Annotated in this window: 21 protein-coding genes; 8 read left to right on the top strand and 13 right to left on the bottom strand. The window is 31.3% G+C overall.

Annotated elements, in window-relative coordinates:
- Nucleotides 1–18: 18 nt before the first annotated feature.
- The 3 genes from B4G36_RS05275 to B4G36_RS05265 form a co-directional block, all read right to left on the bottom strand.
- Entirely contained in the window at nt 19–804 is a 786-nt protein-coding gene (locus B4G36_RS05275) for an alpha/beta fold hydrolase (protein ID WP_125349375.1), read from the bottom strand.
- A 75-nt stretch (nt 805–879) separates the two neighbouring features.
- Complete coding sequence (gene def / locus B4G36_RS05270; protein WP_291062519.1) at nt 880–1590, bottom strand: peptide deformylase; 711 nt, start codon at nt 1588–1590, stop codon at nt 880–882.
- Entirely contained in the window at nt 1587–2000 is a 414-nt protein-coding gene (locus B4G36_RS05265; protein WP_291062517.1) for a DoxX family protein, read from the bottom strand. Before B4G36_RS05265 ends, def begins: the two co-directional genes overlap by 4 nt.
- A 122-nt stretch (nt 2001–2122) precedes the next feature.
- On the opposite strand from B4G36_RS05265, the gene B4G36_RS05260 reads away from it, so the two are divergent.
- The 4 genes from B4G36_RS05260 (at nt 2123) to B4G36_RS05245 (ending at nt 5563) form a co-directional block, all read left to right on the top strand.
- The gene (locus B4G36_RS05260) at nt 2123–2938 is read left to right on the top strand and encodes a hypothetical protein (RefSeq protein ID WP_291062516.1); all 816 of its coding nucleotides are present in this window, start codon (nt 2123–2125) and stop codon (nt 2936–2938) included.
- A 96-nt stretch (nt 2939–3034) separates the two neighbouring features.
- Nucleotides 3035–3463, top strand: a complete 429-nt coding sequence (locus tag B4G36_RS05255) for a hypothetical protein (RefSeq protein WP_291062514.1) — start codon at nt 3035–3037, stop codon at nt 3461–3463.
- Between the two features lie 73 nt (nt 3464–3536).
- The gene (locus B4G36_RS05250) at nt 3537–4802 is read left to right on the top strand and encodes a putative DNA modification/repair radical SAM protein (RefSeq protein WP_291062512.1); all 1266 of its coding nucleotides are present in this window, start codon (nt 3537–3539) and stop codon (nt 4800–4802) included.
- Nucleotides 4802–5563, top strand: a complete 762-nt coding sequence (locus B4G36_RS05245; protein ID WP_291062510.1) for a TIGR03915 family putative DNA repair protein — start codon at nt 4802–4804, stop codon at nt 5561–5563. The genes B4G36_RS05250 and B4G36_RS05245 overlap by 1 nt, the downstream gene beginning before the upstream one ends.
- A 36-nt stretch (nt 5564–5599) precedes the next feature.
- On the opposite strand, the gene ctlX is transcribed toward B4G36_RS05245, so the two are convergent.
- From ctlX to B4G36_RS05220, 5 genes are all read right to left on the bottom strand, one after another.
- Entirely contained in the window at nt 5600–6538 is a 939-nt protein-coding gene (ctlX, locus tag B4G36_RS05240; protein WP_291062508.1) for a citrulline utilization hydrolase CtlX, read from the bottom strand.
- Between the two features lies 1 nt (nt 6539).
- Complete coding sequence (locus tag B4G36_RS05235; RefSeq protein WP_291062506.1) at nt 6540–7454, bottom strand: dimethylarginine dimethylaminohydrolase family protein; 915 nt, start codon at nt 7452–7454, stop codon at nt 6540–6542.
- A gap of 78 nt (nt 7455–7532) precedes the next feature.
- Complete coding sequence (locus tag B4G36_RS05230) at nt 7533–8510, bottom strand: amidohydrolase family protein (protein ID WP_291062504.1); 978 nt, start codon at nt 8508–8510, stop codon at nt 7533–7535.
- Between the two features lie 149 nt (nt 8511–8659).
- Nucleotides 8660–8932, bottom strand: coding sequence for a hypothetical protein (locus B4G36_RS05225; protein WP_291062502.1), 273 nt, complete (start codon nt 8930–8932; stop codon nt 8660–8662).
- 43 nt (nt 8933–8975) lie between these two features.
- Nucleotides 8976–11210, bottom strand: coding sequence for a RelA/SpoT family protein (locus tag B4G36_RS05220; RefSeq protein ID WP_291062500.1), 2235 nt, complete (start codon nt 11208–11210; stop codon nt 8976–8978).
- Nucleotides 11211–11572: 362 nt separating this feature from the next.
- Between B4G36_RS05220 and B4G36_RS05215 the strand changes: the two genes are divergently transcribed.
- Both B4G36_RS05215 and B4G36_RS05210 read left to right on the top strand, forming a co-directional pair.
- Complete coding sequence (locus B4G36_RS05215) at nt 11573–13480, top strand: AMP-binding protein (RefSeq protein ID WP_291062498.1); 1908 nt, start codon at nt 11573–11575, stop codon at nt 13478–13480.
- Between the two features lie 97 nt (nt 13481–13577).
- Nucleotides 13578–15449 carry an Nramp family divalent metal transporter gene (locus B4G36_RS05210; RefSeq protein WP_291062496.1) on the top strand — a complete coding sequence of 624 codons (1872 nt, stop codon included), beginning with the start codon at nt 13578–13580 and terminating at the stop codon, nt 15447–15449.
- Between the two features lie 56 nt (nt 15450–15505).
- Here the strand turns inward: B4G36_RS05210 and B4G36_RS05205 are convergent, their stop codons facing one another.
- The 4 genes from B4G36_RS05205 to recG all read right to left on the bottom strand — a co-directional run bounded on the left by B4G36_RS05205 (nt 15506) and on the right by recG (nt 20296).
- A complete protein-coding gene (locus tag B4G36_RS05205; protein WP_291062494.1) occupies nt 15506–15970 on the bottom strand; it encodes an ankyrin repeat domain-containing protein in 465 nt (154 codons plus the stop codon).
- Nucleotides 15971–16083: 113 nt separating this feature from the next.
- The gene (locus tag B4G36_RS05200) at nt 16084–17607 is read right to left on the bottom strand and encodes a catalase (RefSeq protein WP_291062492.1); all 1524 of its coding nucleotides are present in this window, start codon (nt 17605–17607) and stop codon (nt 16084–16086) included.
- Nucleotides 17608–17847: 240 nt separating this feature from the next.
- Nucleotides 17848–18012, bottom strand: coding sequence for a hypothetical protein (locus B4G36_RS05195; RefSeq protein ID WP_291048195.1), 165 nt, complete (start codon nt 18010–18012; stop codon nt 17848–17850).
- A 178-nt stretch (nt 18013–18190) separates the two neighbouring features.
- The gene (gene recG / locus B4G36_RS05190) at nt 18191–20296 is read right to left on the bottom strand and encodes an ATP-dependent DNA helicase RecG (protein WP_291062490.1); all 2106 of its coding nucleotides are present in this window, start codon (nt 20294–20296) and stop codon (nt 18191–18193) included.
- Nucleotides 20297–20407: 111 nt separating this feature from the next.
- Here recG and B4G36_RS05185 point away from each other — a divergent pair, with 111 nt between their 5' ends.
- Both B4G36_RS05185 and B4G36_RS05180 read left to right on the top strand, forming a co-directional pair.
- The gene (locus tag B4G36_RS05185; protein ID WP_291062488.1) at nt 20408–21001 is read left to right on the top strand and encodes a thioredoxin family protein; all 594 of its coding nucleotides are present in this window, start codon (nt 20408–20410) and stop codon (nt 20999–21001) included.
- Between the two features lie 70 nt (nt 21002–21071).
- Nucleotides 21072–21632 (top strand): TlpA family protein disulfide reductase, encoded by a 561-nt coding sequence (locus B4G36_RS05180; protein WP_115000255.1) that lies wholly within the window; start codon nt 21072–21074, stop codon nt 21630–21632.
- A gap of 79 nt (nt 21633–21711) precedes the next feature.
- Here B4G36_RS05180 and B4G36_RS05175 read toward each other — a convergent pair whose 3' ends face one another.
- Nucleotides 21712–22098 carry a DUF1697 domain-containing protein gene (locus B4G36_RS05175; RefSeq protein ID WP_291062486.1) on the bottom strand — a complete coding sequence of 129 codons (387 nt, stop codon included), beginning with the start codon at nt 22096–22098 and terminating at the stop codon, nt 21712–21714.
- Between the last annotated feature and the right edge of the window lie 18 nt (nt 22099–22116).

The following is a 22116-nucleotide window of genomic DNA, read 5'->3' as shown; positions in this document are numbered from 1 at the left end:
AGCTTTTTTTAGTTTATTTTATTTAATTCGATGAATATATTCAATTACTTTATCGTTAAAAATTTGTGGTTGATCGACATTCACGACATGTCCACAATCTTCGATAACAATCAATTCTGAATGTTTGGTATGTGCTTTTGTTAATTCCTGAATCGAAGGCAAAAACATATGATCTTCTGCTCCCATCACATATAAAGTCGGAATATTCAATTCAACTTTTCGAAACCATTTTAGCAATGGATTGACATCCGCAGTAAGTTTGAACCATTTCAAAAATTCTTTTTGATACAATTTCTTCGCCTCATTGATAAATAATAGCCTTGACTCTTTGTGCGTATTCTTTGGCATGATAGCGAAAGCAAAAATTCGATACAAGATTAAATAAGGCAACATATGTTTGAATGTATTTCCAACGTTAATCAAAAATTGACATTGAAAATTAATTTTCATAATTGCGCCTCCCATCACCATTGATTTGAATCGCTCCGAATAATCTTCTGCCAATTGTCGAATCACAATCGTTCCCAAAGACATCCCAACAAAATGTGTTTTATCGATATTTAAATGATCTAAAACATCAATCACATCTTTTGAAACTGATTTGAAAGTATAACGTTTTTCGAAAAGCGCTTTCAAGTTTTTCTTAGAACGTCCATGTCCTCTCAAGTCCATTAACAAAACATTGAAATGTTTGCGAAATTCACGTAATTGCTTGAACCAAATCGTAGAACTTCCTCCTGCTCCATGAACAAAAGTCACCCATTCTGTACTCGTTGGATGATTATATGTAGTGTATGCTAACAATTTTCTAAATAACTTTTCGCAAAATTAAACTAAAAACTATGCCAAGCATAATAATTTCTACGTTTTAAGAAATTTTTAATCGTCGTCATCGTCGTCATCGTCGTCATCAGCCAAAGAACTTGTCTTTTTCAAGTAGAAAACATCGTTCATCACTTCTGCTTTCACGTAATTTAGATTTTCTTGCTCTTTCATTCGATCTGTAAATAACGTTCCTGTTAAATGATCGTATTCGTGCTGAAAAATAACTGCTGTAAAGCCTTCAACTATTTCATCATGAAAATTTCCATCCAAATCATAATATTCCAATCGAAGAACCAAGCTTCTATATACTTTTCCAAAAATATCAGGAATAGACAAACAACCTTCTCGACCATGACGAACAATGTCCGAATACCAAGTAATTTTTGGATTGATAATAAACTCAAAAGGTTCATCTTCTTTATCAAAACGTTGCACCCAAACCGCGTTGCGATTAATACCAATTTGTGGAGCTGCAATTCCAACACCTTTACTCGCCTCATCTTGCACAGTCGCATACATGCGATTGGCCAATAATTTGATTAACGGATCTTTTGGATCAATATCAATACAAGTTGATTTTAAGATTTTTGTGTCTGCATTCGAAGTCGTTAATAAAACACGAAAAGGATCATAGGATTTCTTTTCTTTTATTAATGTCGTTTCTGCCTTTGTTAATGGCGTATAAAAAATGTTTTTCATATTTTTTGATTGAGCAAATAATGCAGAACTACAAATCAATAAGCTATAGGTTAATATTTTTATCATTTTTTAAGAATCAATTTGTCTAAAGAATATTTTCCTGCGCCTGATAAAAATATTACTAAATAATTGATTAAATAGAATAATCCTAATTCTTTTTTACCAAAATCATGATCTGCATGCACGATAAATACCGCAACTAACATCGTAATGATTAGTGGAATCACTGCCAAACGAGTAAATAATCCGACCAAAACTAAAAAAGCACAAAGAATTTCTGCAAAAACCGTTAAACCCAAAGATATTTCTGGTCCAAGTCCAATTGGATCACCAAATTCAAAATTTCCATTGACTAATTTTTGCAATTTTCCGAATCCGTGTGTAAACATAAATCCTCCTACTGCGATACGTAATAATAACAATGATAAATCGATAAATGCTGGTTGATTTCCTAAAAGTTTAAATTTTGTGCTCATTTTTTTATTTTTTTCAAATATAAGTTCTAGTTTTTACGTTCACCTTTAAATAGATCAAGGAATTTACATTTTTGGATTAATTTTGGTTAATCTTTCTATTCAAGAATAAAAAAATACAACGTATGTTTAAAAACATTGCTTTAATTACCATATTATTTTCAGGTTTTGCATTTGCTCAAAAATCTGAATTACAACAAAATGATGTTTTAGGAAATCCAACTTTTATCGAAGAATCGATGCAAAAAGCACGTATTCGCATGAAGTTTATTGAAGGTTATGAAACGGAATATTACACAAAATCAACGTATAATAAAGATGGTAATCCGACAAAACGTGATTATTTTGATGAAGCTGGAAATAAAACTTTTGCTGAAATATTTAATTATAATGAATCGAATAAATTGATTTCGAGTGAAATGAAAAACAATGACGAAAGTTTAGTTTTCAATTTTGATTACGAATATACAACAGAGGGTTACATTGTCACCAAGAGCGAAAATGATGTCAATGTTTCTAAAACGGAATATAAATTAGATCAAAATCAGAATATAACTTACGAAAGAGAAACTAATTTATTGGAAGATTCGGATGTTTTTATCGAAAAAACGTTTGAATATCAAAATGGATTTTTAGTCAAAACATTGGTAAAATATAACCAAGGAACTTATACGTTGAATTATAAGAATGACGCGAAAGGCAATCCAATAGAGGAAACTTATGTGGACAAAAACAATAAACAAGTCAATAAATATGTGCGAAAATTTGATGAAAACAATAATATTATCGAAGAAACGGTGATTGATGAAACAGGAAAAGTAAAGAATATATCAACGATTAAATATCAATACGATAATCACAAAAATTGGGTCAAACGAACGCAATTTGTAAAAGATATTGATCAACCAATTTCAAATACGACAAGGACAATACGTTACTAAAATTCAAGAGCCAAAACTAATTTGGCTCTTTTTTATTTGATTATTTAACTAAATATTTTTAAATTTATTCTAATCAATTATTTAACTTCATCTATTATGATCAATAATGTGGAAGAATTTAATCGACTTTTTCAGTTATACCAAAAAGATAATCGTTTCAATTTGTACATAAATGATTATCCTAAAAACGAATTTTTATTTCAATTTTATTCAGATGAGATTGAAGATTTAAACTTAGAATATGTTGATATTACTTCAAATTCTATCAAAAAAATTCATGATTATCGTGCAAAATTAAGCGATTTTTTTCAACCCGAAGAACTTCCAGCATTAGAGATTAAATCAATTTCAGGTTATTTTAGTCATTTTGATTTTTATTTTATGACCAATGAAAAAACCTTTGTATTTAATTATATTAATCGCGATTTTTTATCTCAACTAATTGATATTCTTCTTTCTGAATTAGATTGTAATTTTATCAGCCGATTAAAGACTGAACTTTTAATCAATTTAGAATACGATTAATTTTTTTGTTAAACTTTTTTCAGCGACATTGTTTGACTTTTAAAAGAATTCTTTTTGCATAAAGCAAAGTAGAATGAATTTTGATCGAATTAATGAAAAGTTGAGCATCTTAGCAGATGCAGCGAAGTATGATGTTTCGTGTTCATCGAGCGGAAGTAAAAGACAAAACCAAAACAAAGGCTTAGGAAATGCATCTATGTCGGGGATTTGCCATTCGTTTACAGAAGATGGTCGATGCGTTTCTTTACTTAAAATTCTATTGACGAATCATTGTATTTATGATTGTGCTTTTTGCGTTTCTCGAAAAAGTAATGATGTAAAACGTGCTGCTTTTACAGTGCAAGAGGTAGTTGATTTAACGATTAATTTTTATCGTCGAAATTATATAGAAGGTTTATTTTTGAGTTCTGGAATTTTCAAAAACGCTGACTTCACAATGGAACGATTGCTTTTGATTGCAAAAAAGTTACGTCTTGAAGAGAATTTTAATGGATATATTCATCTCAAAACGATTCCTGGAGCGAGTGATGAATTATTGAAAGAAGCTGGTTTGTATGCTGATCGAATGTCCATAAATCTCGAAATGCCCACAGAAGAAGGACTTAAATTAGTTGCACCAGAAAAATCACACGAAGATGTAAAAAAACCTTTAGGATTTATTCATGAACAACGAGTTGAGTTTAATGCTGAACGAAAATTAATCAAATCTACTCCAACCTTTGTTCCTGCTGGACAATCTACACAAATGGTGATTGGTGCAACGCCCGAAAATGATATGCAAATTATGTATACAGCAAATCAATATTACAATGATTTCCAGTTGAAACGTGTGTATTATTCAGGTTTTATTCCAATCAATCACAATGATAATATGTTGCCGTCTATCGGAACTCAGCCACCTTTGTTACGAGAGAATAGACTGTATCAAACAGATTGGTTAATGCGTTTTTATCAATTTGATGTTACGGAGATTCTTAATCAACAAAATCCTCATTTGGATACTGATATCGATCCAAAATTGAGCTATGCTTTACGAAATTTACATGTTTATCCGATTGATATTAATACAGCCGATTATCATTTAATTCTAAGAATTCCGGGAATTGGTGTTCAATCTGCGAAGAAAATTGTTACAGCTCGAAAGTTTGGGAAAATCTATTCTTATCAGTTAAAACGTCTTGGAATTGCTTACAATAGAGCAAAATTTTTCATGACGTGTGCAGATGATCAATTTCAACAAAAAGATTTGCTTGGTTCGCAAATTAAAAATAGAATTTTGAGTTTTAGTAAAAGTAAATATCTTAAAAATCAGCCAAATCAATTAAACCTTTTTGATTAATGGAAATTTATGTTTTTGATAATAGTTTTGAAGGTTTTTTAACACTGATTTTTGATTATTATGTTAGAAAACCGAAGCAAATAAAAGTAGTATCTGAAAGAGATTTTTTACCGTCGATGTTTGATGAAGTTTATACTGTGATTACAGATGAAACAAAAGCAAAAAGAGTACTTAAAAAAATAAAAGACAAACTAAATAAAACCAGTTACAAAGCTGTACAGGCTGTTTTCTTGTCAGAAGAACCTGAAGCTTATGAAAAGCTGTTTTATTATTGTTGTTTAATTATAAATGAAACAGTTGCAGTTCAATCAAATTATGGAAATGATTATGTTTTTTATGTTATGAAAATGTATCGATCAGTTCATAGAGAAAAGCATCATCATGAAGCATTTATCCGTTTTGAAAAGATTAATCAAGATTTATTTTTTGCGAAAACTGATCCAAAATATAATGTTTTACCTTTAATTATTAATCATTTCAGAAAAAGATATGCTGACCAGAATTGGATTATTTACGACACGATTCGAAAATATGGAATTTATTATGAAAAATCTTTTGGAAATATTCAACAAATACAATTAAATTTTACACCAAAATCTTCAACTACTCCAACTGAATACATTGATGTAAATGAGAATTTGTACCAAGAATTATGGAAATCTTATTTTAATTCGACAACAATCGAAGCAAGAAAAAATTCGAAGTTACAAATCCAAATGATGCCTAAACGCTTTTGGAAACACTTAACAGAATATAACTAAAAAAGGCTACAAAATTTGTAGCCTTTTGTGTACTTTTTATTTTTTTGGTAAGAAAACTTCTGCCATCATACAACGAGCACTTCCTCCTCCTAATTTTTCAATCAAATCTATCTTAACAGGTAAGATTGGATTATAAGCCTCAATTTTAGAAATTTGTTCTTGATTAAGCGAATTATAAGCCGTTTGCGACATCACCAAATATGATTGTCCTAAACCGCCAACTTGCAACATATTCCCAGCAAATTGATGCATTTGTGCTTCTGTAATTGCAATAATTTCTTTTCCAGCTTCTAACAAATACTCACAAACCGCTTTCTTTTCCTTTTTATCATCTATAGAATCCAAACAAATAATCGCATATTTATCTGCAATACACATCATTACATTGGTATGATAAATAGGTTTACGTTCTCCATTTACAGTTTGATTCGCATGAAAAATAACTGGTGTATATTCTAATTCCTCACAAAATTCAATCAATAAATCTTCATCAGTTCGTTGAGAAATACATGCATAAGCCAATTCATGTTCGCGATCAAGAATAATACTTCCTGTTCCTTCCAGGAAAATTTCGTCTTCTTCTGCCGATGTAAAATCAATCACATCATCAATATGAAAACCTTTTTCTTCCAACAAACTCAAGACATCTTCTTCACGACGCTCTTGTCTCCTATTTTTCGCAAACATCGGATACAATACTACATTTCCGTTATCGTGAAATGAAATCCAATTGTTTGGGAAAATTGAATCTGGTGTATGTGGCGATGCAGTATCTTTAATCGTGATAACATTTACACCTTTCGAACGCAAAGCAGAAACCATTTCTTGAAATTCTTCTAAAGCTTGTTTCTGAATATCTTCTTGAGAATCTGTTGTTTCTGTTTGGAAATAATTGTTAACAGCAGTTTCTGGATTGTAATAAAAAGCTGTTGGCTCAACCATCAAAATAGTTGATGTATATTGTTTTTGTTTCATGTTATTTTCTGATTAATGGCATTGTAGAACATCTCAATAAACCTCCCATTTTAGAGACTTCGCGGTAATTAATTCGCTCCACTTTTATGTTCCATACATTTTCTAAATGATCATTTAAACGTGTAAAATTTTTCTCAGAAACAACAACTTCAGGAGAAATTGAAAACACATTAGGATTCATCCAATACATTTCTTCTTTTGTCACTTCGAATAAATTTTCTTTCCCAAAAATATCGACAATTTGCTGATATTCGTGTTCAAATAAAAAGCCGTCTTTGTAAATAATTGCTTTGTCTTTCCCAACAGGATTGAATGTACAATCTAAATGTAAGATTCCTTCGTAAGGATTTTCATCATTCTTTTTCAATTCAAAATCCAAGACTTTTTTATTGGGAAATTTGGCTTTGATATACTCTACAAATTCAACATTTGTACGTCCTGTTTTATAATTTTTGAAATCAGCTTGTTTGTACGTTCCAACAAAAATATAATCGTTGTACAAAATCACATCGCCACCTTCTACATAAACTTCTTCTGGTAAAGCATTGATTTTATTCCCTTTGAATTGACGTTTTATTTCGCAATAGGCTTGTAATTCTTCTAAACGATCTGGAATAATATTCGAGATAAAGAATTCATCATCAATTACAAAACCGACATCACGAGAAAAAACTTGATTACAATCTTCGATCAATGTTGGGCGTAAAACTTTAACATTATATTTTTTCAAAACTTGTTCAAATTCTGACATTTCCGCAATCAAATCTTCTTCTTTTGGATAATCGTTATTCTTTACGGTTTCATAAGATTTGGCATCGAACGTCTGATCAAGTGTTGGATTAGCTCCGTTAGATTCTGCTCGACCCAAGACTACAGTTTGCAGTTGAGCCGTTTCATTCTGTACATTTAATCGCATAATTTATTGTAGTTTTTAATTTTGTGTTCCAAAAAAAATCCCGCAATTGCGAGATTTAATTTTGTATAAATATACATTTTATTTTTGAATTCCTAAAGCTTTCAAACCATTTACTGTTGCAATATTTGAAAGTTGTTCCACATCATAAAAGTGACAAGACTCTAGCATTACTCTCAATTCAGTAAGTAAATGACCATCAGAAAAAGGTTTATAAATATCATTAATATTATCTGTTCCGAAGGCAACGTTAATTCCTCTTGGAATCATTTCATCAACTGGCGTTATCGAGTTGTGCGAAGGTGCCAAACGCTCTGTACGATTGTGATCTATCCAAGCAGTTGGACAAGAAACAATGTGCATATCTGCTTTTTTGATTAAATCATATAATTCGTAACGATATTTTCTTGGATGAGCCGCTACAGAAATTGAGTGAACCGCAGAAACTTTTCCTTGCATTCCGTGTTCAATCGTTTTCAAAGCTAATTGTTCAGTTTCTTTTTCTTCGTCTGTGTTAAATTGATCAACATGAACGTGAACCAATTTATTTTTTGCTTTTGCAGTTGATAATAAAATATCTAAATGCTCATCTTCTCGACCGAAATCTTTTGCAGGTAATCCTCCGATAATATCCACAAAATCAGAAGACATATCAAACCATTCGCGCGCTTTTGGATCGATAACTCCTTTCAATACTTGGTTTGCAAAACGCATTTCGATGTCTTTTCCGTAATTATCTTTTAAGCGTTGAGCTGCTTGTATACTACGATCTTCAATCACTTCATCCGCATCAATAAAAGAACCAATTGCTTGACAACCTTGTTCTAACATGAAATTAATCGCTTTTTCCATACGGAAATAAATATCATCAACAGATGAATTGCGTTTCATGTCATCAACTAGATGCCATTTTTCTTTTAGGTAAGAATTAGATAATGCGAAAGTGTCCGAAGTCAATGAATAAGCTCTGTCTAAGTGTGAATGCGTATTAACCCAACCTCCTTTTTCGTTGATTTTTTCAAGTACTTCTTCAATTGGATTATAGTTTTGTTTGTTCATCGTGAGTTTGTTTGTTTTCGGGATGTAAAATTAACAAGATTATTCAAGAGAAATGAAGCGATATTATCAAAAAGATTTGTGTAACTTTGTGCCTTTGTTAGTAACATCACCGAATAAAAAAGTCCAACGATATGTTGGACTTTTTCTATTTATGATTCTTTCTCTTTTTTCAGAATAATTTCAATTTTACCATTAGGATATTGATTTTTGTTTGTTTTGATTACAATAACATATTTAATATTATCTGGATTCATTTTAGTAAAAATACTTTTATCTACTCTTTGTCCATCTAAAAAAACTGCTTGATCATTTGATTCTTTAATAACCGAACTATCAAAAATTCCTTTACGAGGAGATTCATTTACATCTTGTGCAAAACTCAACATTGGAAGAAATACAAAAGCTAATAATATTTTTTTCATAAATCGTTAATTTATATAAAGTTAATTAAATATTTTATAAAAACTAATTTTTATATGTTCGTTTGACTGACTGAATTCCTTCAATATTTTTCAATTCCATCATGATTTTTTCTAATTCGGCTTTATTTTTAACTGAAACGGTAATCTTTCCATCAAAAATACCTGCATCCTCAGATAAATTAATACTATGCATGTTCAACGAGTTATTTTTTGAAATAACTAACGTAATATCACTCACCATTCCAGCTCGATCCAAACCTTGTAGCTCTATCAATGCTTTAAATTCTTGTTGAGAAGAATCAATCCACTTCGCTTTTATAATTCTGTACGCATAATTGGCTTGTAACGAAACCGAGTTTGGACAATCTACCTTATGTACTTTTATTCCTTTTGAAACTGTGATAAAACCATATACTTTGTCACCCGGAATTGGATTACAACAACTCGCTAATTCGTAATCTAAACGCTCTTCATCATTCCCAAAAACAAGACTATCTAATTTCGTTTTATCGATAGAAATATTATCTTTTTTAGTTGTATTGAATGTTGATTTTCTGAAACGGTTAATCAATCCAGTAAAGCCTGTATTTCGTTCTGCAAATTTTCGTAAATCATTATTGTCAATAATTCCCATTGCAACATTATAAAATACATCTTGACTCGAACTTAACTTAAAGTATTGCTGTAACTGATTAATCGTATTTTCACTAAAATCAACCTTTAAGTGTCTTAATTTTCGTTGAATAATTTCTTTTCCATCTTCTGCAACTTTACGTTTATCCGAGTTTAAAGAAGCTTTAATTTTACTTCTCGCTTTACTCGTTACAACATATTCTAACCACTCTAATTTTGGTTTTTGTTGCGTTGATGTAATGATTTCTACTTGATCACCACTTTGCAATTGATGCGACAGCGGATACAATTTTCCATTCACTTTTGCACCCAAACAATGGTCACCAACATTGGTGTGAATAGAGTAAGCAAAATCCAATGAACTCGCTCCTTTTGGCAACGAATGCAAGTCTCCTTTTGGCGTAAAAACATAAATCTCTTTGGAGTACAAATTGAACTTGAAATTATCCATAAACTCAATCGCATCCTTTGTATCTTCTTGCTCCAACATTTCACGAACTTGATGAATCCATTCATCAACTTTCGTTTCGTCGTCCGAAACATTTTCTTTGTATTTATAATGCGCAGCGATACCCATTTCAGCAACTTCATCCATTCTTTCGGAACGAATTTGTACTTCCACCCAACGCGCTTGTGGTCCCATAACCGTTACGTGAAGCGATTCATAACCAGTTGTTTTGGGTTGAGAAATCCAGTCACGCATACGTTTTGGATTTGGAATAAATAAATCCGTTACCAACGAATAAATTTTCCAAGCTAAGAATTTTTCATTCTTTTTATCTGAACGATAAATTACACGAATCGCAAACAAATCAAAAACTTCCTCGAAAGGAATTCCTTGATTAATCGTTTTTCGATAAATTGAATTGATTGATTTTGAACGACCTTTTATCTCAAATTCTAAACCTTCGGCTTCAAGTTTTTCTGAAATAGTTTTACAGAAATCATCAATGTATTTTTTTCTTTCAGCTTCAGTTTCTGTTAATTTATGTTCAATATTAAAATATGCATCCGGTTTAGTATATTTCAAACTCAAATCTTCTAGTTCAGATTTGATGTTATACAATCCCATTCTGTGAGCCAAAGGCGCATATATAAAAATAGTTTCGGATGCTATTTTTAACTGTTTATCCTCTCGCATACTTTCTAACGTACGCATATTGTGTAAACGATCAGCAATTTTGATCAAAATCACACGCACATCTTCAGATAAAGTCAGTAATAATTTTTTATAATTTTCAGATTGTATCGAAACATCTTGTTTATTTAAGACGGCAATTTTTGTTAATCCATCTATAATTTTTGCAATCTTTTTTCCAAAAAGTTTCTCAATATCTTCTAACGTATATTCAGTATCTTCTACTACATCATGCATTAAAGCCGCAGAAATTGATGTAGCACCAAGCCCAATTTCGTCAGCAACAATTTTGGCAACAGCAATCGGATGATAGATATATGGCTCTCCTGTTTTTCTACGCTGATTTTTATGCGCATAAACAGCCAAATCAAAAGCTTTACGAATCAGCTTTTTATCTTCATCTGATAAAGTGACATATGTATTTTGAAGCATCTCTTTATAACGTCTCGTTATCTCAATGTTCTCTCTCTCTAATTGTTCGTCTGTAATAACATGAGGCGTATCCATCTTTCTAATGTTTTTGTTGATTTAGAAAAAAGCTTTAATTCTCTGTATTTATCTGCTTTTTTCGAAGGATTAAATATACAATATTTTATTTTTTATAGACTACAATATTCAACTGATTTTATCACGCTTTTTTAAGTCTGTATTTTTAATCAATCTAATTTATAACGTACGTTTTACACTATTAATTTAATAATAAAAGTGTATTAATACAATCTGATTTTATCAATTTACAATTAAATGCTACTTTTTATTGTATAGTTGATAAATAATTAACTATCCTAAAACAAACATTTTAAACTTTATTATTAATTCTAAACATTTTTCTAACTTAACAAAACAAATAAAACACAACACACACATAAATGGATTACAAAACTTTATACTCAAAAAGTATTGAAGAACCTGAACTTTTTTGGAAAGAAGAAGCGCAGAAATTAGCATGGTCAACTTACCCTGAACAAATCTTAAAACAAAATGAAAACGGATATTATTCGTGGTTTGTTGACGGAAAAATAAACATGAGCCGTTTGGCTTTGGAGAAAAATATAAAAGCTGGACGCGGAGAACAATTTGCTTTAATTTACGATTCTCCTGTTACAGAAGTTATTCAAAAAATTACATACAATCAGCTTTTAGAAAAAGTAAGTCGTTTTGCTGGAGGTCTTATATCATTAGGATTATCAAAAGGTGATACGGCAATTATTTATATGCCAATGATTCCAGAAGCAATTGTTGCGATGCTTGCTTGTGCGAGAATCGGTGTAATACATTCTGTTGTTTTTGGAGGTTTTGCAGCGCCAGAATTAGCTATTCGTATTGATGATGCTCAACCTGATGTTATTATTTCTGCGTCTTATGGAGTAGAAATTAATCGTCAAATCAACTATAAACCATTGATTGATGAAGCAATTGAATTAACACTTTACAAACCAAAAAACATTGTCATTTTTGAACGTCCAAATCACACCGATGATTTATCAGCAGACAACGTTCACACCTATGATGAAATGTATCAACATCAACCTATAGAACCTATCGAAGTTCCAAGTACACATCCATTATATATTTTGTATACTTCTGGAACAACTTCAACGCCAAAAGGTGTCGTACGCGATACAGGAGGTTATGCAACAGCTCTAAACTCGACGATGAACTATTTTTACGATCTAGAACCAGGTGATACAATTCTTACAGCAAGTGATATTGGTTGGGTTGTTGGGCATTCTTATATTGTTTATGCGCCGTTAATTTATGGTGTTACAACAGTTATTTACGAAGGAAAACCAATCAAAACTCCTGACGCTGGTGCTTTTTGGAGAATGGTTGAAGAACATAAAATCAAAAACATATTCACAGCTCCAACAGCAATTAGAGCAATTCGAAAAGAAGATCCAGAAGGAAAATTATTCCAAAAATACGATACGTCAAGTCTGAAACGTTTATTCTTAGCAGGAGAACGTTGTGATACATCTACTTATTATTGGTTAAAAGAAATTTCAAAATTACCAGTTATTGATCATTGGTGGCAGACAGAAAGCGGTTGGCCAATGTTAGGAATTTGTGCAGGAGTCGAAAATATAATGCCAGAACCTGGTGCAGCTGGATTGCCTGTTTTTGGATATAATATTAAAATTGTTGACGATGAAGGTCAAGAAAATGATATACGAGAGGAAGGTTCTATCGTGATTCAGCTTCCACTTCCTCCTGGTTGTATGACAAGTTTATGGCGAAATGAACACCGATTTATAAAAGGTTATTTTCAACAATTTCCGAATCATTATTTAACTGGTGACGGAGGTTTTAGAGATGAAAATGGTTTTGTATTTATTACAGGTCGAACTGATGAAATTATTAATGTCGCTGGTCATCGGTTAAGTACTGCAACAATGGAAGAATTGGTTTCTTCTCATCCTGATATTACAGAATGTGCGGTTGTGGGAATTAAAGATGAATTGAAAGGTCAAATTCCAATAGGTTTGATTGTTACAAAAGAAAACGCATCAAAATCGGAAGAAGAAATCGAAAAAGATTTGATTACTTTATTACGCAAAGAAATTGGCGGAATTGCCTGTTTCAAAACATCTATAATAGTTAACAGACTACCAAAAACACGAAGCGGAAAAATATTACGCAAAACTTTATCTCAAATTGCAGACGGAACACCATTCACAATTCCATCTACAATTGATGATGCTACAGTTTTAGATGAATTAATTCACGAATTTTCAAGAAGAAACGTAGGTCTAGCCTTTGCGATTTCGTCAATATAATCCATTTTATTCATTCACTATCTCAAAAGCAGTAATTCCTACTATTACTGCTTTTTTTATTCATTTTTACATAAATTTGAATTAGAAATATCATTCAATGCCAAATCAATCAAAATCATTAGAAGATGTGCACGAAAGTGTTCAAATCAAAAAAGGAAAGTTTAGAAAAATCCTAAGTTTTTTTGGACCTGCCTACTTAATAAGCGTTGGTTACATGGATCCGGGAAACTGGGCAACCGATTTAGCAGGCGGTAGCCAATTTGGTTATACTTTGATTTGGGTTTTATTGATGAGTAACATAATGGCTTTGTTATTACAAAGTTTATGTACACGTTTGGGAATTGTTCGACGAAAAGATTTGGCGCAATGTAACCGAGAAACTTATCCGAAAGGAATGAATCTCATCTTGTATATTTTAGCCGAAATAGCTATTGCAGCTTGTGATTTAGCTGAGATTTTGGGAATGGCAATTGGTCTAAATTTACTTTTTGGAATAGATTTGATCTATGGTGTTTTAATCAGTTTCTTAGACACTTTTCTCCTACTTTATCTTCAAAAATTAGGCATGCGAAAAATGGAACTTTTCATTGTTGGTTTAATCACGATGATTGGTTTATGTTTTTTAACCGAAATGTTTTTAGCAAAACCAGATTTTGGAGAAGTTGCAAAAGGATTTATTCCATCTATTCCAAATAGCGCTGCATTGTATATCAGCATTGGTATTATCGGCGCAACTGTAATGCCGCATAATCTTTATTTACATTCTGCACTCGTCCAAACACGACAAATAAAACGCGATGATTTTTCAATCAAAAAAGCACTCAAATATAACTTTTGGGATAGCGCAATTGCTCTGAATTTAGCCTTCTTTGTCAATGCTGCAATCTTAATTTTAGCTTCGTCTGTATTTCATAAAAATGGTTATCACGATGTTGCAGAACTGAGCGATGCTTATAGATTATTGGGGACAACTTTAGGAACAGATTTGGCTCCAAAATTATTCGCAGTTGCTTTAATTTTAGCAGGACAAAGCTCTACAGTTACAGGAACTTTAGCTGGACAAATTGTGATGGAAGGATATTTACATCTACGTATTAATCCTGTTTTGAGAAGAATTTTGACACGATTATTAGCCGTAGTTCCAGCAGTTGTGGTTATTCTTATTTTTGGTGAAAAAGAAGTTGGATCCTTATTAATTTTCAGTCAAGTTATTCTAAGTATGCAATTGGCTTTTGCCGTAATTCCATTGATTCATTTTGTAAGTGATAAAGCGAAAATGGGGAATTTTGCAATCAATACAACAACCAAATTTTTTGCGTGGACAATCGCTTTTATTATTTCATTTCTGAATGCGCAATTGGTGTATGAAGAGGTGAATAAATGGATGGCAAATAGTGAATCTTACACTTTAAATATTTTTCTTGTTGCATTAGAAATAGGACTTTTAGTTTTATTATTGCTGACATTTTTTATTCCAATTATGTTGAAGAAAAATGAAGAAAATCAAAAAGAAATTCATGAACCGTTTGATAAGTTTACGTTAGAAGAAATCTCGAATCAACATTTCAAAAAGATTGTGGTTGCGTTAGATTTTTCGAAAACGGATCGAAAAGTGATTAATTATGCGACACAATTAGCTACTACAGAATCTACCATTATTTTGGTTCATATTGTCGAAAGTGCTTCAGCGAAATACACAGGAGAGCGTACGAATGATGAAGAATCTCTATCAGATTTGAAACGTTTAGAACAATATGCAGAGATTATTCGTCCTTTGTTTAATGAAACTAAAATTGAACTAGGCTACAATAATCGAATCAATTCAATTGCTGAAATTTGTAAACGAAATCAAGCAGATTTGTTGATTGTTGGTTCGCACGGACACCGAGGTTTTATGGATTTTATTTTTGGAGAAACGATTAATAAGTTAAGACATCGCGTTAATATTCCTGTTTTTATTGCAAAATAATAAAAGCCATTCAGAATTTTTCTGAATGGCTTTTTGATTAGATTAAAATATAAAAATTATTTGATCGATAATAATTCAATCATTTCTTTATTTTCTTGTAAAATAGCATGATCTAAAGCAGTTTTACCATTATTATCTTTAATGTTTAAATCTGCACCAGCTTCGATTAGTTTTTTGGCAATTTCGTTTTGACCAAATGTTACAGCAAAAATCAAAACAGAAGCTCCATTAAAATTCACTTGATTAACATCAGCCTTATTCGCAATTAGTAAATTTTCCATTTCAGGAAATCCTCTAAAGGTGGCTCCCATCAACGCATTGTTTCCAGATAAATCTTGCGCATTAGGATTTGCTTCTTTTGATAATAATACTTTCGCAGCGTCTGAACTGTTATTATAAATCGCTAAAATTAAAGGTGTAAATCCACGTTGATTTGCTTCATTTACATGTTTTCCATTCGAAATTAGTTCTTCTATTTGCTTCACATTATTTTCTCGCCGCACTAAACAAATCTTGTGCATAAATTGAAGAAAAACTGAATAGAAATAAGGCTAAAAATATATGCTTTTTCATGATAATATTGATTTTATTAAAGTCATGGAGCCAAACTCAATCGACTCCAATCCAATAGATATTATTTTGGTAAATATTGCTTTACATCGTTCATAGAAGTATTTGTAGCCTTCATCAAACGTGTTCCATATTCTGTATTTGCATGGTAAAAATGTGCAATCATTTTATGAACAATTACTTTATTTTTAACCGAATTTAAAGCTCCAGATAAATTTTTGATTAAATTATCTTGATCTTTTTTAGAGAATGATTTGTACAAATCTCCAGCTTGTACAAAGTTATTTTCTTTATCAATGACATGCTGAGTTGCAATAGCTCCTGCAGGAAAAACAGATTTTGAATATTTGAATTTTGCATTATCTACAACCTCAGGAAGATTAGTTGAAGGTTGATAATTTACATCACCTTTTTGCTCACGGATCGACATATAACCGTCTTGATTATATGTTTTTACACTGTTTTTTGGTGCATTAACAGGAATTTGTTGGAAATTACCCGTTAAACGATGACGTTGTGTATCAGAATAGGAAAACAAACGACCTTGTAACAATTTATCTTCAGAAGCTTCAATTCCTGGAACCAACGTTGCTGGAGCAAATGCTGCTTGCTCAACTTGTTGAAAATAATTCGTTGGATTCTCATTCAATGTCATTGTTCCAATTTTACCTAATTTTGCAACAGATTCTGGCCAAATTTTCGTTACATCAACAGGATTGAAATCTAATTTATCAAAATCTTCTCGTTTCAATAATTGAGCATATAAATCCCATTTCGGAAAGTTTCCTTTGTCGATTTCATTACGTAAATTTAATGTTGCATGTTCTATTGCAGTCGATTGAATTTTATTCGCTTCTTCTTGTGTTAAATTTTTCGTTTCTTGTTCAGGAATCCATTTATATTTCACATAAGTTACTTCACCTTTTGCATTTACCCATTTGTAAGCATGTACACTATTTCCTTCCATTTGGCGAAAATTTGCAGGAATTCCGTAATCTGAAAACAACCACGTTAACATATGCGTAGACTCTGGTAAATTAGAGAAAAAATCAAATACACGATTTGGATCAGATGCACCATTTGTTACAAGAGATGGTCTGAAAGCATGCACCATATCTGGGAATTTGTTCGCATCTCGAATAAAGAAAACAGGTAAATTGTTTCCAACTAAATCGTAATTTCCTTGTTCTGTGTAAAATTTAACAGCAAATCCACGTGGATCACGATAAGTTTCTGGCGAACCTTGTTGATGCGTTACAGTTGAAAAACGTACAAATAATGGTGTTTTTTTACCAGCTGTTGACAAGAAATCAGCCATTGTCACATCAGAAAAATCTTTATCAGCTACAAATTCTCCGAAAGCTCCAGCTCCACGCGCATGAACAACACGTTCTGGAATACGTTCGCGATCAAATGCTGCTAATTTTTCAATTAAATGAATGTCCTCCAACAAAACTTGTCCGTTATTTCCGATTGTTTTAGAATTTTGATTATCACCAACTAGAGCACCTGTGTTTGTTGTTAATTGTTCGGCAAATCCAATCGTACAAAGGAATGCTAAACTTAATACTAAAATTCTTTTGATCATAATTATAGTTTTATTCTTTATTTATCATTTTAAGACAGAGCAAAACTAAATCGACTATAATTATAAATTAAATCTATAAAAATCTATTAAATAGAATTATTTTTTATAATAATTATAACCCAATCCTTAACAAGGAAGAAAAAGCTGATATATTATTTCGCAATAAATGAATATATAAAAATGATTAAGAATTTTAGAAATAAAAAAAACCGCTTATTTAGCGGTTTTGAGATATATTATTTAATTTTTTCTAAATCGTTGAAAAGACATAGAAGGTTTAATTTTTATCGATTCATTAGCTATTAATACCATTAAATTCAAATGCTGATTGAACATCCATAGTGAATTTCCTTCAACCTCTACTCCTTGTGGAGTTCTGATAATTTCTAAATTTGTGTACATCATAATCTATAATTTTTTGGTTGACGCTAATATTGTGTTAAAAATAATTTTTAATGTTAATTTCATTTAACACAACTGATAAAATTAAAAGTTTCTAATAAAATTCCGTGTTTTGTGTTTGTTTTTTTATAAACATAAATTATACCAAAAAATATACAAATAGTTTCCTTCATGTTAAATTTTAAGAAATTTGACTCCAGCCAACTTTATCTTTATGATTTTCAATAAAATATTTTTTTGTTGGCTCATAAATCGAAGAAGAAAGTGTTGGATCTTGTGAAAGAATAGCTTCTACACATTTTCTTGCAGCATACAAAACCTCTTTGTCTTTCGCTAAATCAGCAATTTTAAGGTTGAGAACTCCACTTTGTTGCGTTCCCATCATATCACCAGGACCACGCAATTCCAAGTCAACTTCCGCTACCTGAAAACCATCATTAGTTTCACACATTGTCTGAATTCTACGTTTCGAAACTTCATTCAATTTTCCACCTGTCATCAAAATACAATACGATTGTTCCGCACCACGACCTACACGACCACGAAGCTGATGCAATTGAGAAAGACCAAAACGTTCAGAATTTTCAATAATCATCACCGACGCATTTGGGACATTTACACCAACTTCTATCACAGTTGTTGCCACCAAAATTTGGGTTTCATTATTTTTGAAACGATTCATTTCAAATTCTTTATCCGCAGGTTTTTGACGACCATGCACAATACTTATCGCATATTCTGGCAACGGAAAAGTACGAGAAATACTCTCGTAACCATCCATCAAATCTTTCAATTCTAACTTTGCTGATTCTTCAATTAGTGGATAAACCACATAAATTTGACGACCTTTCGCAATCTCATCTTTCATAAATTTGAAAACACTTAAACGATGCGCATCCGTTTTATGAAGCGTTTTAATTGGTTTTCGTCCTTTTGGCAATTCATCAATCACCGAAACATCCAAATCGCCATACATTGTCATCGAAAGTGTACGTGGAATTGGTGTGGCTGTCATCACTAAAATATGTGGTGGTAGTTTAGCTTTTCTCCAAAATTTAGCACGTTGAGCGACTCCAAAACGATGTTGTTCATCAATAATCGCTAATCCTAAATTCTGAAAAATCACATTATCTTCCAACAAAGCATGCGTCCCGATAATGATTTTAAGTTTTCCATTTTCAAGATTTTCTAAAATTGGTTGACGCTTTTTCTTTGTCACCGAACCAGTTAATAACTCAACCGAAACATCCAAACCATTCAATAATTCTGTAATACTTTCGTAATGTTGTTGCGCAAGAATTTCTGTTGGTGCAATTAAAGCTGCTTGAAAACCATTGTCGACAGCAATCAACATCGTTAATAATGCAACCATCGTTTTTCCAGAACCAACATCACCTTGCAACAAACGATTCATTTGCGCAGGTTGACGAAGATCAAAGCGAATTTCTTTCATCACTCTTTTCTGTGCATTTGTCAATTCAAAAGGTAAATATTCATTGTAAAATGTATTGAAATAATGACCAATTTCTGGGAAAGGATTACTTCTATTCTTTTGTTTATTGACTGCTTTTTGAGAGAGATTTGCAAGATTTAGAAAGAAAAATTCTTCAAATTTCAGACGACGAATTGCTGCATTTAATTCCGTTATATCTTTTGGAAAATGAATTGCTTTTAACGCATCATTTCTTCCAACTAACTTATAATGATCGAGAACATTTAAAGGTAAATTCTCAGGAATATCGATGTTTTCGGCAAAAAGATTCATCATCATTTTTTGAAGAACACGATTCGTAATTCCTTTTTTCGTCAACTTTTCAGTACTCGGATAAACAGGAAATAATCCAAGCGGAATATTTTTAGCGTCTTCAACTAATTCAATTTCAGGATGTGTAATACTAAAATTATTATTGAACACATTTGGTTTTCCGTAAATCACAACTTCTTTGAAAAGATCATTTCTTAATTTCTCCTTTTGCCAAGAAGAAACTTTGAACCAAACTAATTCTAAAGTTCCAGTTCCATCTTGAAATTTCCCAACTAAACGTTTTACTTTTCCTTGGTTAATTTCTTCTAAATGAATAATTTTACCTTTCAATTGAATTTCGGCAGCTGTTGAAGAAATTTCAGAAATTTTATAGAATTTCGATTTATCAACATAACGAAAAGGAAAATGCTGTATCAAATCTTCGTATCTAAAAATTCTGAATTCACTTTGCAGTGTTTTAGCACGCTCAGGTCCAGCACCTTTTAAATATTCTATTGTTTTTTTTAATGGATTTTGATACATTTTTCTACTTTCGAAAGTCGCAATTTACCAAATTTTAACGACAAACAATGTCATCATTGTTACAAAATAAGCTCGTAGAATTGCTTTATATTTGTAACAAATTAGAATCAAATGAATTTAACAGAATACATCAACAAAGGTTTATCATACGAAGATTATATCACACGCGTTGAAGATGATTTGGAAAACGAAATCGAAAACGATGATCCGAAAGAATATGTACAATATTATGCTTTGGGATTGCAACGCATGAACAGAATTTTTAAAACATTCAGTTTAAATCCTGCTCAAGAAACACGCGTTAAATCAACTACAAATAATTTAAAATTATTAGTAATTACAGAAGGTTGGTGTGGAGATGCATCTCAAATTTTACCTGTTGTGGAGAAATTGGCAAATGCGCTAAATGTTTCGACGCATTATGTTTTACGTGATGAAAACATGGAATTAATGGAAAAATACAAAACAAATGGAGCAGCTTCTATTCCGATTATTATTGGAGTGAATGATGAAAATGAAGAAGCTTTCCGTTTTGGTCCTCGTCCACAAGCTGGAATGGAAATGTTGGCGCGTTTCAAAAGTAATCCTGATACGTATTCGGCAGATGATTTTCACGAAGATTTACAAAAATATTACAACAATAATAAAGGTGAAGATATTGTAAATGAAATTTTAGATTTGATTGACGAAAACATCGGTAATTAATCATTTTTTTCTATTTGTTCAACTTGATATTTGTTCGCATCTTTGTGTAAGATTTTATTGAAAAAGAAAAATGAAAGGAAATAAGCAAATTATTTTTGCCATCGTTGTAGTTGTCGCTTTAGTCGCTATTATGTTTACACCAATCGGTACATTTTTTAAAAGTAAAATGGAAGATAATAGCCACGTTGCTGGTTCTGATATAGAATTAACAGAAAGTGATTATGATATTGATTTAATTGGTCATAACGGCGCTGCGAATACAAACTTGATTGATTTCAAGAAAAGTGGTGAAGTTGTTTTTCTAAATTTTTGGGGAAGCTGGTGTCCTCCTTGTGTTGCAGAAATGCCAACAATTCAGAAATTGTATGAAGCAAAAGGACAAAAAGTAAAATTTGTATTGATTGCGATTCAGGATAAACCAACGGTTTTCAATCCATTTTTGCAAAAAAATAACTATACAATGCCAGTTTATGAGCCAAATAGTCCAATTTCGAATAATATGTTGCCAAAGGTTTTTCCAACAACATATATTTTAAATAAGAAAGGTGAAGTTGTGTTGAAAGAAACAAAAACAAGAGATTGGAACGATAAAGAAATTAATGATTTATTAGATAAATTAATCGCTGAATAATTTCATTCAAAAAAGATAAAAAAACCGTTATTAGTCATTTAATAACGGTTTTTTTTATGTCTGTAAGTTAACTCTCTTTTTAATTTTCTCTCATCAATGCTAATTGCAATAAAGCAGTTGTTATATTTTGATTACGCGTTGTAGCACTTACATTTAATAATTTTTCGAAAAAATTGTTGGTCAATTTTGTTTTTCCATAACCAGAAGGACAATATAAATAAACGACATCATCAGCAATAAAATATTGTTCATCTTCAGTTTTCGAATTTTCAACTTTTTCAGTATTTATTTCCTCAGGTTTATTGGCTAAAAAAGTATAATGCAAAAACTCTTTATCGATGCTCAAATCCTTTAAGAATGGATTATTTTCGATGATGTTTTTTAATTTTTCGATGGTTAAAATCAAAACTGGAACTTCAAAAGATAAACTTTCTACAATTTTATCGTGAATATAGTCTACCTTCATTTTATTAGAAACTATTTA

It is taken from the genome of Empedobacter sp. UBA3239, from assembly GCF_002362875.1.
In the GTDB taxonomy this organism is placed as follows: Bacteria; Bacteroidota; Bacteroidia; order Flavobacteriales; family Weeksellaceae; genus Empedobacter; species Empedobacter falsenii_B.
Note: the sequence above shows the minus strand (reverse complement) of the source record. Positions and strands in the feature narration are given on the sequence as shown.

Bases quoted from the DNA above. Each gene is read 5' to 3' on its own strand.
- def (WP_291062519.1), bottom strand. From the start codon at position 1,590: ATGATAAAAATATTAACCTATAGCTTATTGATTTGTAGTTCTGCATTA.
- B4G36_RS05265 (WP_291062517.1), bottom strand. From the start codon at position 2,000: ATGAGCACAAAATTTAAACTTTTAGGAAATCAACCAGCATTTATCGAT.
- B4G36_RS05260 (WP_291062516.1), top strand. From the start codon at position 2,123: ATGTTTAAAAACATTGCTTTAATTACCATATTATTTTCAGGTTTTGCA.
- B4G36_RS05255 (WP_291062514.1), top strand. From the start codon at position 3,035: ATGATCAATAATGTGGAAGAATTTAATCGACTTTTTCAGTTATACCAA.
- B4G36_RS05250 (WP_291062512.1), top strand. From the start codon at position 3,537: ATGAATTTTGATCGAATTAATGAAAAGTTGAGCATCTTAGCAGATGCA.
- B4G36_RS05245 (WP_291062510.1), top strand. From the start codon at position 4,802: ATGGAAATTTATGTTTTTGATAATAGTTTTGAAGGTTTTTTAACACTG.
- ctlX (WP_291062508.1), bottom strand. From the start codon at position 6,538: ATGAAACAAAAACAATATACATCAACTATTTTGATGGTTGAGCCAACA.
- B4G36_RS05235 (WP_291062506.1), bottom strand. From the start codon at position 7,454: ATGCGATTAAATGTACAGAATGAAACGGCTCAACTGCAAACTGTAGTC.
- B4G36_RS05230 (WP_291062504.1), bottom strand. From the start codon at position 8,510: ATGAACAAACAAAACTATAATCCAATTGAAGAAGTACTTGAAAAAATC.
- B4G36_RS05225 (WP_291062502.1), bottom strand. From the start codon at position 8,932: ATGAAAAAAATATTATTAGCTTTTGTATTTCTTCCAATGTTGAGTTTT.
- B4G36_RS05220 (WP_291062500.1), bottom strand. From the start codon at position 11,210: ATGGATACGCCTCATGTTATTACAGACGAACAATTAGAGAGAGAGAAC.
- B4G36_RS05215 (WP_291062498.1), top strand. From the start codon at position 11,573: ATGGATTACAAAACTTTATACTCAAAAAGTATTGAAGAACCTGAACTT.
- B4G36_RS05210 (WP_291062496.1), top strand. From the start codon at position 13,578: ATGCCAAATCAATCAAAATCATTAGAAGATGTGCACGAAAGTGTTCAA.
- B4G36_RS05205 (WP_291062494.1), bottom strand. From the start codon at position 15,970: ATGCACAAGATTTGTTTAGTGCGGCGAGAAAATAATGTGAAGCAAATA.
- B4G36_RS05200 (WP_291062492.1), bottom strand. From the start codon at position 17,607: ATGATCAAAAGAATTTTAGTATTAAGTTTAGCATTCCTTTGTACGATT.
- B4G36_RS05195 (WP_291048195.1), bottom strand. From the start codon at position 18,012: ATGATGTACACAAATTTAGAAATTATCAGAACTCCACAAGGAGTAGAG.
- recG (WP_291062490.1), bottom strand. From the start codon at position 20,296: ATGTATCAAAATCCATTAAAAAAAACAATAGAATATTTAAAAGGTGCT.
- B4G36_RS05185 (WP_291062488.1), top strand. From the start codon at position 20,408: ATGAATTTAACAGAATACATCAACAAAGGTTTATCATACGAAGATTAT.
- B4G36_RS05180 (WP_115000255.1), top strand. From the start codon at position 21,072: ATGAAAGGAAATAAGCAAATTATTTTTGCCATCGTTGTAGTTGTCGCT.
- B4G36_RS05175 (WP_291062486.1), bottom strand. From the start codon at position 22,098: ATGAAGGTAGACTATATTCACGATAAAATTGTAGAAAGTTTATCTTTT.